Source organism: Emticicia sp. (assembly GCF_049241225.1).
GTDB lineage: Bacteria > Bacteroidota > Bacteroidia > Cytophagales > Spirosomataceae > Emticicia.
The window spans coordinates 1-12,282 of sequence record NZ_JBMLRC010000368.1; the positions used below are offsets into that span (position 1 = coordinate 1).

Below are 12,282 nucleotides of genomic sequence, written 5' to 3' on the forward strand. Positions count from 1 at the left end.
CGGAGTTTACGAACTTTGGTTGCTAAGTGTTCCATTGTTTTTAAGATTTAAATAGATTGTGTGTTTTTGATGATACAAATATTATTTCATAATCATGCATCCGAAAATTAAATACACCAATTTGGTTTTAGTTAGTACCAATTTGAAGATACGAGCCTTTAAAAACACAAAAGCCGTTATCGAATTTCGACAACGGCTTTTGTATTACTTGCTATATTTTATATTAAATAGGCTTATTGTTTTCTCCCTACTTCATTTATCATCGAAAGAAATTTGTCTTTATAGGTAATGCCTATCGGAATCTTAGTTTCTTTTTTATCGGTTCGTATCACAACTTCATTGCCATCAATGCCCACAATTCGGTCGAATGCAATAATGTGTGATTTATGAATACGAATAAATTGTGGTTCGGGAAGTGCTTCTTCTACTTCTTTAAATGTCAGTAAACCTAAAATCAAACCGCTACTTTGGGTATGAAAACCAATATAGTTTCGCATACCTTCTACATGGATGATGTCTTCGAGTTTAATTCTGAGCATTTTTCCTTTATTTTCAACTTTTATAAAAATGCTTGATTTGTCAGCAAGGGGTTCGGCATTAGTAGGCGGAACATCGGTGCCAATTGCCTTTTGAGTTGCTCGCATGAAGCGTTCAAACGAAATAGGTTTGAGCAAATAATCAATTACGCCATCGTTGTAGGCCTCAATCGCATGATTGTCGTAGGCGGTCGTGAAAATTACTTTTGAAGGACTTTTGATTAGTTTTACTATTTCTGGTCCTGAAAGCTCATCCATGTGAATATCCAAAAAAACCAAGTCGGGCTTATGTGTATTAATATAAGTAAGCCCTTCGATTGGGTTTTGTGTAGCATATACGAGTTTGAGGAATGGAACTCGACTGATATACGTTTTTAGTAATTCGATGGCATGGATTTCGTCATCAATGATTATGCAGTTCATGTTTTGTAATAGGTTAGTTAGGGCGACCGACTTACGGTTTTATAATCAACTCAGTATAAAAGAAATTTTGGTCTTGATGGGTTTCGAGTGAAAAACGATTTTCGAGCAACAAAGATAAACGTCTTTTTAAATTTTCAAGCCCAATGCCTGTTGATTCTTCAATTTTTGAGCTACGTTTTTGATTTTTTAACGAAACTTTTAGTTCTTCAGTATTTGCGATGATAGTAATATCCAATGGTTCGGTTTTGAGATTACCATGCTTAAAGGCATTTTCGACCAAAGTAAGGATACACAAATGCGGAATTTTATAGGCACCCAAATCTCCCTCAGTTTTGAAATTAATGAGGAGCTTTTCTTCAAAACGTAGTTGGTTGAGATGAATATAGCTCTCTACATATTTTATTTCTTCCGATACAGCGATAAGCGAGTTTTGCTCATGTGAAACCGAAAATCGCATTAACTCCGACAATGATAATATCCCCTCTGCCAAAGTATCAGAATACTTCATGGCATTAGAATAAAACATATTGAGCATATTGTAAACAAAATGTTGGTTAATTTGAGATTTCAGAAACGAAACTTCTATCTCGTGGTTGCGTTGTTCGAGAGCGAGTTTTTCTTGAGATTGTTTGATAGAAAAACTATAATACCACCAAGCAAGACCTGCTGCAACAAACTGAATTAGTTCGGATATATAAACTACAAAAAAAGATTTTAGATTTGAATGGTAATGGGGAATTTCTTCCGTGTCTTCCATAAATTCAGCAAGCCATAAACGGCTATACTCAATTAGGTAAAAAACAAAAATATTAAATAATAATAATAATAAGCCATAGATGATTTTTTTTTCCTCAACAAGAACTTTTAGTGTAACATTTACTAAAAAATAAAATAAAAACGCTATTCCTAAATAATAAACTAACATATCATCCCAAACAAGTATTTCTTTGGGGTGTAATATTAAAATGTTTCCAGTTGAATAAATAATATAAAGTATCCAACAGATAGAATGTAAGATAATTATCTTGAAATTGATACGCTGATAATACGATTTGGTCATTAGAAAAACATAGTTTATGTATTCTGCTTGAAAAATTGAAAAGTATATATGAATTTTGGACACAAATTAAAATAAAAAACATGGGATTTGCGAAGGCACTTATAAAATTATCATTTTTCATCTTTTATGCAGTTTATAGTTTTGGTCAGAGCAAATCTCAAGTCATCAATGGAATAGTATTAGATTCTATTTCGAAACTACCCTTGCCTTCTGCAAGTATTGAATTGAAAAGAGAAGGCATCGCAATTCAAAATTTATTAAGCAATAAAGATGGGAAGTTTGAATTCAAAAATACCGAAATCGGCACTTATGAATTAGTTGTTAAGTATGTTGGATACAAAGTATTTAAAAATAATATTTTAATTAATAATGAAACATTGTTAGTACCTCCAATTTATTTAGTATTTGACAATATAAATCTAAATGCGGTAACAATTAAGGCATCGAAACCTATAATTCAACAAGAATTAGATAAAGTTATACTCAATGTTGATGGAACAAGTTTATCTAATAGTGGTTCTACGATTGATATTCTAAAGTTTGCACCATTTGTTCAAGCTGAAAATAGTTCTGTACTTCTCAAAGGGAAACCTGTAATGATTTTGATTGACGGAAAGTTGGTTAATGCTAAAAATGAAAGTCTTGAAGGTTTATTAAATTCGATGCCAAGCCAAAGCATTGAGATGATAGAATTGATAAGCAATCCAGGAGCAAAGTATGAAGCCTCGGGAAAGGCTGTAATTAATATAAAAACATTAAAAGCAAAGAACTTTGGTTCAACAGGAAATCTTACACTCGGAGTTGGAACAGGCATTTTACCAAGATATAATGGAGGGATTTTACTTAATTATAAAAAAGAAAAGTTTTCATTTATTGGAAACTATACTAACCAATTCACGCAGCAATATATAAAATCTTATAATGAGAGAACAACAAAAAGTGAGCAGCAGAGGTATTTTGAAGACAATGATTATGAAGAAAGGACGAGAAGATTACAATTTGCCAAAATAGGTATTGATTATTATGCAACGCCAAAAACTACGATAGGCTTACTTATACAAGCTGATAAAAACGAGAGATTGAAAAATGTAAATGGTGAAACCCAGATTGGATTAAATAATGCTAAAATTGATTCAATTATTAAAATGAAATTTAATGGAGGCCTGATTTTTTCTAATTTAAATAATAACCTTTATTTGAAACACTCTTTTGAAGAAAAAGGACGAGAGTTAAGCATTGACTTAGATTATGGTTTGTATGATACTAATTGGAACGATGAGTTTAACAATACTTTTTTGAATTTATTGACCAACAACAATTATCGAAATGATTTAGCGATAAATACGCTATCAGACCAATTGATAAAAATTCAATCATTTAAAGCAAATTATACACACCCTTTCAAAACAGGTTTATTGGAGGGTGGAGTGCAATTTAGAAGGACAATCTTGGATATGAATTTCCAATTTCAAAGTAATGTAGATAAGCAATGGACAAATGACCCCAAAAAAAGTTTTGATTATAATTATACTGAAACAGTAAACGCTGCATTTTTGGAATATGAAAATAAATGGAAAAAAATAGAATATAAATTTGGATTAAGGGGTGAAAGTACTGATGCTAAGGGAATTAATTTGAATAATAAGATTGAAGCCAAACAAAACTATATTCAACTTTTTCCAAGTTCTTCTATACAATTTTCACCTTCTGATACTAACCAATTTACATTTACTTATAGTCGTAAAATTGTTAGACCTGAATATACAGAGTTCAATAATCAAATTATATTCGCTAATTTATATAAATATTATTTGGGAAATCCCTATTTAAAACCCGCACTAACTAATACTTTAGAATTAAACTATTCCTATAAACAAACATTGTTATTTACTGCAACCTACCTAACAACCAAAAATGAATATACAAGTGTTCCATTAATTATGGATAATTCAATAGTATTACAAAATCAAAATTTTATGAGATATGATTGGATTATTTTCGATATTAGTTACAATAAAAATATAACTAATAATTGGCAAACATCATCGGGTGTAGAATATTATCAAACCAGAAATCATTTAGAAAGTATCCCTGGTCTTGATTTTCAAATAGGGAATTCTTTTTATGTGTTTTCAAATAACAACTTTAAATTTAAAAATAATTGGAAATTAGACTTGTCCACTTATTATATAAGCCCCCAAGTTGTTGGTATTGTACGATGGAAGCCCTTTTACAGGACAAATGTAAGCCTCCAAAAAAGTATTTTTAGTAAAAGAGGGGAAGTTAGGCTTAACGTAACAGATATATTTAATACTATGGATTATAGGTATAGTTTTTTTAGTAATCTACAAAGTGGAATTATCAATAGAAAAGCAGAATCAAGATTTTTTCAACTTTCATTTAACTATAAGTTTGGGAATTCTAATATTAAAGTTAAAGAGAAAAAAACAGGTATTGACAAAGAAAAAAATAGAATAAATAATAGTAATTAAAATAATTAAAAAAATGAAAAAAGTAGAAACCTCTAAACTATTCTTTAAAAAAACAACAATCACAAAACTAAATAACCAACAACTCCGCAAAATTAATGGTGGTGATGGTGATGACGACCCGAGGACAAAAAAGCCTACGGCTGGAGACAAAGGATGAAATTAAAAAAAGTCCCTTCGGGGGCTTTCAGCTCACTTTCATTATCATAATCCAAATTTCGTCCATAGTTTTTTAACCTTAACCCCAACTCACCTAAATTTACACAAAATATGAAACAAGCCATACATGAAATTTATTATCAACAATTATCTAAAAAAAATACATGAAGCTAATGCAACTATCAACTACGAAAAAGATACTCTTTTCGGAGGTAAAATAGGGGCGATTTGGCAGGAGTATCATTTTTGGCAAGCCACAAATGACCGAAAGTACTATGACAAAACCAATCAGTATATCAATGAAATCTTTGAAGATTTAAACAATGATAATCCAAAGTTTTTTGGTGCAAGTTATAGTGGTGGGGTGGCTGGTTTTTGCTATGTCGTTACGATGCTCAAAAAAAATAATTTCTTAGAAATATCATTAGATGAAGATTTGGCAGATTTAGACGAATACTTGTACGAATCTGCCCTGCAACTCATTGAGGAGCGAAATTTAGATTTTTGGCATGGTGCTTTTGGTATTATTTTTTATTTTTTAGAGCGATTAGATAACCCAATAATTAGACAAAATGCCGAAATATTAATTGAGAAAATCCTCGAAAAAGCCATCATTTCAGATGAAGGCTTGTGGTTTCCGAGCATTATGTCAGAGAAAGACGAGGGTGCTATCAACTTTAGTCTTTCGCATGGGCAACCATCTTTTTTAATAATTTTGATGAATGCCTATAATAAAGGATTGTGCAAAGATATTATTCCCGAAATCATCAGACAAGGCACCGATTTTATCATGTCGCATTTTGAACAAACTGATTTTGATAATAATAAATACTCTTATTTCCCATCAACAATCAATGAAGCAACAGGCGTAAAAAACTTCTCAAACCGTTTGGCTTTTTGCTATGGTGACCTCAATATTGTGCTTTTGCTTTATCACGCAAGCGATTTTCTGGGAGACCCTACACTTAAAAAAAAAGCCGACCTTTTGGGGCTTTCAACACTCATGCGTAAAGACGAAAAAACAACAATGGTAACTGATGCTCATTTTTGTCATGGCTCGGCAGGTGTCGCTCAATTTTATAAAACATTTCATCGGCTCACTGGCATTGAAGCCTATTATAAAGGCTATGAATATTGGCTCGACCGAACTCTTGATTTTACAGACGAGGCTCTTCAAAAAGATACTTTTGGAAAAGAAAAGGGCTCTTTATTGAGTGGTTATGTAGGCATCAGTTTGGTTTTTTTGAGCTATGTTTCTAAAGAAAAATTAAGTTGGGAAAAAATGTTTTTGCTGTAACCCTATGCCTTTGCCCATAAAAATTACCTGTTGATGTTTGGTATAAAAAAAGATAAATTTCCTCATTTTCGGCAATTAGATGAAATGGATTGCGGACCAACTTGTCTGCAAATCATTAGTCAATATTACGGAAATCATTATACGTCAGACTTTCTACGCTCACTTTGTTACACCACACGGGTAGGCAGTAGCTTGATGGGCATGAGCGAGGCTGCCGAAAAAATTGGATTCCGAACAACAGGTTTTAAAATTGATTTTGAAAGCCTCAAAGATGAACAACCTTTTCCGTTTATCGCCCATTGGCATCAACGGCATTTTGTAGTTGTCTATAAAATCGAAAATGATAAAGTTTATGTATCTGACCCAGCTTATGGCAAAATCATATTTTCCGAAACAGAGTTTTTGAAAGGTTGGGCTACCAATCAGTACGGTGAAGGAATCATTCTGACACTTGAGCCTACTCCCGATTTTTATCTCACTACACACCGCTCTCCAAAAAATAAAAATGCCCTAAACGGTTTTCGCTTTGTATTAAGCTACCTCAAAAACTACCAATACATTCTTTTTCAATTATTTGTTGGTCTGCTTATAGGTAGTTTTTTGCAATTGGTTTTTCCGTTTCTTACCCAAAGCATCATTGATGTGGGTATTCGGCAACATAATTTATCGTTTATTTATTTGGTTTTGATTGGGCAATTAGTGCTTTTTGTAGGCAGAATATTGGTAGAAGTGCTACGAAATGAAATTCTGACTCATCTAAGTAGTCGAATCAATATTCATCTTTTGACCGATTTTTTCATCAAATTGATGAAATTGCCTATCAATTTTTTCGATGTAAAACTCACTGGCGATTTACTCCAACATATCAACGACCACCAACGTATCGAAAAATTCCTGACGAGTGGTACGCTTAATATCGTTTTTTCAGCACTCAATCTTTTAGTTTTCGGGGGTGTTTTGATTTATTACAGCCTACAAATCTTCTTAGTTTTCTTGATTGGAAGTATTTTATATTTTGTGTGGGTTATTTTTTTCTTAAAGAAAAGAGCCGATTTAGATTATAAAAAGTTTACGCAACTTTCGATGAATCAGGATAAAAACTTAGAATTGATTTATGGAATGCAAGAAATAAAACTCCACAATGCCGAGCGTCAAAAACGCTGGGAATGGGAGCATTTGCAGATAAAACTCTATAAAATCAATATAAAAAGCCTCAATATTCAGCAATTACAAACACTTGGTTCGTCGCTTATCAATGAACTGAAAAATATTTTTATCACGATTTTAGCGGCCAAACTTGTCCTCAATGAAGAGATAACGCTTGGTATGATGCTTTCGATTTCGTACATAATCGGACAGTTAAATTCACCTATTCATGATTTAGTAGAATTTATCAGGCTTTACCAAGATGCACTTTTAAGTATTGAGCGAATCAACGAAATTCATTCAAAGCCCAATGAAGAAACAGTATCCCCAAAAAACATTTCCACATTCAATATTGATGATATTATTTTAGAAAATGTTTCGTTCAAATACATCTCAGACTCAAAATCGCCCATGATTTTGTCAAATCTTTCATTAGTGATTCCTGCTAACAAAGTAACCGCAATCGTAGGCGTAAGCGGAAGTGGTAAAACAACTTTGATGAAATTACTTTTGAAGTTTTATGAACCAAATGAAGGAACGATAACTATCAATAAAATACCATTTCAAGATTTAGGAACGGACATTTGGCGAGAAAACTGTGGTACTGTGATGCAAGAAGGCTATATTTTTTCGGATACAATTGCCCGAAATATTGCTTTGGGGGATGAAACTATTGACCAAGAAAAGTTAATAAATGCAGCAAAAATAGCTAATATTCATGGTTTTATTGATGAATTGCCCAATACCTACAACATGAAAATTGGCAAAGGGGGCATTGGACTAAGCACTGGACAAAAACAACGAATCTTGATTGCGAGAGCAATCTATAAAAACCCCAAATACCTGTTTTTTGATGAGGCCACCAGTGCCTTAGATGCCAATAATGAGAAAGAAATAGTATCCAATCTTTCAAATTATCTAAAAAACAAAACGGCTGTCATTATTGCCCATCGTTTAAGTACTGTGCGTAGTGCTGACCAAATTGTGGTATTAGACAAAGGCACAATCGCCGAAATTGGCTCGCATAATGATTTGGTCAGTAAAAAAGGAATCTATTATGATTTAGTAAGAAATCAATTAGAATTAGGAACATGACAGATAATACCACAGAAGATGACATAGGTTTATTGAGTTTTGAAACACAAGAATTACTCGGCAAAAAATTCAGTTGGATAGTAAGAAATGGCAATTTGATGCTACTTTTTGCGGTTTTAACTTTCTTTTTTATGTGTTTTATTATCGAGTATCCCACTTATCAAATTATTCAATCAATGGCTTTTCGTAATCAAAATCACTACGAAACAAGCTTTAAAATACCTGTTTCTAAAGCTCAATGTTTATTGAAAAATGATTCTATCATCATTCAAACAAAAGATAAAAACCAAGAGTCGTTTTCGGCAAAAATTATTTCTATTACAAAAACAGATGATAATCTTATAGAAATAGAAGTCCATTTTCAACCTTATAATATCTCCGATTTACCCAAAACTTTTGCTATCGAAATAAATACTGTTATTGAAAAAAAGCGATTGATTTATTTCTTTGCTCGAAAACCTCATTAACCTATGCAAACCCTCTACCACTTCCATAAAAAACTCATCGTTCGCACACCCGCTTTGCCCTTTAAACCTGAAAATATCACCGAAGCAAAACTCAAAGAAATATGTGCAGAAACGTGGTTTCAAGAGGCCATTTATTTGGCTTCGCCAGACCTTTATCGCATGAGTTTAGACTGGATTGCAGGAAAAGTATTTGAAAAGAAAAAAGAGCAAAAACTCGTAGTATCACTCTGCAAATATTACAGCCGAATGATGAGCCGTTGTACACCCTATGGTTTGTTTGCTGCTTGCTCGGTGCTTGAATGGGGCAAAGAGAACAATGTCGTTCTTCAATCACAAAAACGTCAAACCCGCTTCGATATGCACTTTTCTTGTGCTTTGGCACAGGAATTAGTCAAAAATCCTATTGTAAAAGAACAACTTACCTATTACCCCAATACAAGCATTTATCAAATTGGTGACGAACTGCGTTACATCGAATACCAGTATATTGATGGTAAACGTATGCACCAAATTAGTGCGGTGACTGATAGTGAGTACCTTCAAAAAGTTTTACAATTATCTAAAAATGGAGCAACCTATGCTGACCTAATTCATATAATCATTGATGATGAAATTTCAACCGAAGAAGCACAGCCTTTCATTGACCAACTCATCGCTTCCCAAATATTGGTGCATAACTTAGAACCAAGTATCACAGGAGATATTTTCACTAAACAAATCATCAATGTTTTAGAAAAAATTGAAGATAAAAGCATAATAAAACTCACCAACGATTTAAAAGAAATTGAAACATTAATCGAAAGCTTAGACCAAAATGAGTTTAATAAATTGCTTGATTATCAGATAATTAAAGAAAAGATAAATACTTTAAATATCCATTTTGAAGAAAACAAACTTTTCCAAACTGATTTGTTTAATACAAATATTGAAAGGGAAATTGCTTCAAATTGGCAAAATGATATTGAAGCAAGCCTAAATGTTTTGAACCGATTAACGCCTAAAAAAGAAAGAGAAAATTTAAAGAATTTTGCCAAAAGGTTTTCTGCTCGCTACGAAGAACAAGAAAGGTTCTTGCTCGAAGTTTTAGATGCAGAAATAGGTATTGGTTATCTTGAAAATAGCAATCATAATACACTAAGCCCCTTGATTGAAAACTTGAAATTGCCTGATAATCAGCAAGATAAAAATATTTCATGGAATGGTATCGAAAGCTTTCTCTTTGAAAAGCTCAAAACAGCCAACGAGCAAAATCAATTTTCAATCGAAATAAGCGAAGAGGATTTAAAAGACTTACCTGAGGCCGATTGGTCAGATTTACCACCTTCGCTGTCTGTAATGTTTCGTGTAGTAGAAAGCGAAAAACAAGGCAAAAAAATACTTTTAGAAAATTGTAGCGGTTCAAGCAGTATCAATTTACTCGGAAGATTCGCTCATGGAAATGATGAGATTTCGGCAATATCCAAAGAAATTGCCGAAATAGAACAAAACAAGAATCCTGACATCATTTTTGCCGAAATCATACATTTACCTGAAAGCCGAACTGGAAATATCTTACTACACCCAGTTTTTAGAAAATATGAAATCCCTTTTCTTGGAAAATCTTCTTTACCCATCGAAAATCAGATTTTGTTACAAGATTTATACGTTTCAGTAAAAAGTGGAAAGATAATTTTGCATTCAAAAAGACTTAATAAAATCGTTATTCCACGCCTAAGTAATGCCCATAATTACAGCTATAACGCTCTGCCAGTTTATCAATTTTTGTGTGATTTACAGCACCAAAATCTCCGCACAAGTTTTAGCTTTCAATGGAGAGCATTGGCTGATAAATTTAAGTTTTTACCAAGAATCACTTACAAAAATACCATTATAGAGCCAGCATCATGGAATTTAACGAGAACAGATATAACTTCTCTCTCATTTGGAATGGGGGCAGGGGTAGGGTTGAATTTTACTCGTTTTATGCTTCTTGCCGATGGAGATAATGAGCTTCTGATAGATTGGCAAAATCCATTGAGTGTAGAGGCGTTCAATGATGCGATAAAGAATCGAGAGAGTTTTCAATTGAAAGAGTTTTTGCACGAAAAAGCTGGCGAAGTTATCAAAAACAAGCAAAATGAAGGATTTGTTAATCAGTTTATAGCTTTATTAGTTCGAGAGAAAAGTGTTTATCAATTTCCGAAAATAAAGAAACAAGAACATGAAATCCAACGAGACTTTTCTATCGGCTCAGAATGGCTTTACTTTAAATTGTATTGCGGTGTAAAAGTCGCTGACAAAATTTTGCTTGAAAACATCAAACCTTTGGTTGATGAATTGTTGCTAAAAAAACTGATTGATTCTTGGTTTTTTATTCGTTACTCTGACCCCGACAATCATCTAAGAGTTCGTTTTCATTTGCCCGATACATCAAAAATTGGTGAAGTGATTCAATTATTCTATCAATTTATTCGACCTGCCGAAGAGGTAAAGTATATCTGGAAAATTCAGACCGAAACCTATGCACGAGAATTAGAACGCTACGGCTTTGAAAATATAACCTTATCCGAAAAACTGTTTTTCTTTAATAGTCAATCAATACTATTTTTTTTAGAATCAACCGAAGGTGATGAAAGAGAAAACATTCGTTGGTTATGGGGAATGAAAGCTGTTGATGACCTTTTAAGTAGTTTTCAGGTAAACTTACTTGATAAATTGGCTTTAATGGATGCCTTAAAAAATAGTTTTGGACGGGAATTCGGTATAGATTTAGCCTTAAAACAGCAGGTAGATAAAAAATATAGAGAAAACCGACCTGTTATCGAAGCTATTTTGAACATTGAAAATGAAGAGCTAACTCATTTTCACTTTACAGAAATGCTGACGGTTTTAAAACAAAATTCAGTGTATATTATGCCAATTGTAGATAAAATTTTAAACTGCCATCATCAAAAACAATTACATATTAGTTTATCCAATTTATTATCGAGCCATATCCATATGCTTCTCAATCGCTTGATTCCAGCTAATCAACGATTACACGAATTGCTCATTTACGACTTTCTTTTTCGCCATTATAAATCCGTGGAAATGAAAAAAACTAAAAGTGCTATTCAAAAAACTTACTTCTGAATGAGATTAGTGGTTACTCAAGAGTTTGTTTGATATGAATTAAATATTTTACATCCCACAAGATTTTTGAATAGGAGAAGGTACATTATATCAGGTTGTTAATTTTCAATATTTTATAAATTTCACAACCCCATTCCCCAATCCATTTCAAGTTTTGGTGAAGATTTTATTTCAATATCCTTCGTTTTTTCGGGTATTACAGCTTTTTCTTTCTCTGGCTGCTGCTCTAATCGTTTTTCAATATTCATCAATGAATATTCTCTACCCAAATCAGAGCCTTTAAATTTTGCGGCAGTCTTAGTATCCAAAAAACTTACTCCTCGATTGTGGTACATTTTTACCCCTTCCTTTTCTAAGGATTTCCTGAGGTCTTCCATTGTTTTATGTTTAAGTAAATTTCTATCAATTTTATCTCGAATACTTTGAGCTAATGTATTGCTCGAAATCTCTCGTTCTTTTTCGGGTAATAATGCTTTCATGTTTGGCGTAGTTTGCAAGC

Annotated in this window: 8 protein-coding genes and 1 pseudogene; 6 read left to right on the forward strand and 3 right to left on the reverse strand. The window is 32.7% G+C overall.

The genetic code is table 11. The annotated features are described in order from the left end of the window. Positions 1–233 precede the first annotated feature (233 nt). Both ACOVO2_RS19405 and ACOVO2_RS19410 read right to left on the reverse strand, forming a co-directional pair. Positions 234–959, reverse strand: coding sequence for a LytR/AlgR family response regulator transcription factor (locus ACOVO2_RS19405; protein WP_421771565.1), 726 nt, complete (start codon positions 957–959; stop codon positions 234–236). A gap of 31 nt (positions 960–990) precedes the next feature. Then, a complete protein-coding gene (locus tag ACOVO2_RS19410; RefSeq protein ID WP_421771566.1) occupies positions 991–2,019 on the reverse strand; it encodes a sensor histidine kinase in 1,029 nt (342 codons plus the stop codon). Between the two features lie 35 nt (positions 2,020–2,054). Here ACOVO2_RS19410 and ACOVO2_RS19415 point away from each other — a divergent pair, with 35 nt between their 5' ends. From ACOVO2_RS19415 to ACOVO2_RS19440, 6 genes are all read left to right on the forward strand, one after another. Next, positions 2,055–4,511: an outer membrane beta-barrel protein gene (locus ACOVO2_RS19415; RefSeq protein ID WP_421771567.1), complete on the forward strand. Its 2,457-nt coding sequence runs from the start codon at positions 2,055–2,057 to the stop codon at positions 4,509–4,511. A 13-nt stretch (positions 4,512–4,524) separates the two neighbouring features. After that, a complete protein-coding gene (locus ACOVO2_RS19420) occupies positions 4,525–4,668 on the forward strand; it encodes a class I lanthipeptide (RefSeq protein ID WP_421771568.1) in 144 nt (47 codons plus the stop codon). A gap of 126 nt (positions 4,669–4,794) precedes the next feature. Further along, on the forward strand, positions 4,795–5,964 hold the full coding sequence (locus ACOVO2_RS19425; protein WP_421771569.1) for a lanthionine synthetase C family protein: 1,170 nt from the start codon (positions 4,795–4,797) through the stop codon (positions 5,962–5,964). A gap of 33 nt (positions 5,965–5,997) precedes the next feature. Next, positions 5,998–8,205 carry a peptidase domain-containing ABC transporter gene (locus ACOVO2_RS19430; protein ID WP_421771570.1) on the forward strand — a complete coding sequence of 736 codons (2,208 nt, stop codon included), beginning with the start codon at positions 5,998–6,000 and terminating at the stop codon, positions 8,203–8,205. Beyond that, positions 8,202–8,672 (forward strand): hypothetical protein, encoded by a 471-nt coding sequence (locus tag ACOVO2_RS19435; protein WP_421771571.1) that lies wholly within the window; start codon positions 8,202–8,204, stop codon positions 8,670–8,672. Before ACOVO2_RS19430 ends, ACOVO2_RS19435 begins: the two co-directional genes overlap by 4 nt. 3 nt (positions 8,673–8,675) lie before the next feature. After that, a complete protein-coding gene (locus ACOVO2_RS19440) occupies positions 8,676–11,783 on the forward strand; it encodes a lantibiotic dehydratase (RefSeq protein ID WP_421771572.1) in 3,108 nt (1,035 codons plus the stop codon). Between the two features lie 122 nt (positions 11,784–11,905). Here ACOVO2_RS19440 and ACOVO2_RS19445 read toward each other — a convergent pair. Then, positions 11,906–12,282 (reverse strand): annotated as a pseudogene (locus tag ACOVO2_RS19445) (hypothetical protein); the annotation flags it as partial.

Bases quoted from the DNA above. Each gene is read 5' to 3' on its own strand.
- ACOVO2_RS19405 (WP_421771565.1), bottom strand. From the start codon at position 959: ATGAACTGCATAATCATTGATGACGAAATCCATGCCATCGAATTACTA.
- ACOVO2_RS19435 (WP_421771571.1), top strand. From the start codon at position 8,202: ATGACAGATAATACCACAGAAGATGACATAGGTTTATTGAGTTTTGAA.
- ACOVO2_RS19430 (WP_421771570.1), top strand. From the start codon at position 5,998: ATGTTTGGTATAAAAAAAGATAAATTTCCTCATTTTCGGCAATTAGAT.
- ACOVO2_RS19425 (WP_421771569.1), top strand. From the start codon at position 4,795: ATGAAATTTATTATCAACAATTATCTAAAAAAAATACATGAAGCTAAT.
- ACOVO2_RS19410 (WP_421771566.1), bottom strand. From the start codon at position 2,019: ATGACCAAATCGTATTATCAGCGTATCAATTTCAAGATAATTATCTTA.
- ACOVO2_RS19420 (WP_421771568.1), top strand. From the start codon at position 4,525: ATGAAAAAAGTAGAAACCTCTAAACTATTCTTTAAAAAAACAACAATC.
- ACOVO2_RS19440 (WP_421771572.1), top strand. From the start codon at position 8,676: ATGCAAACCCTCTACCACTTCCATAAAAAACTCATCGTTCGCACACCC.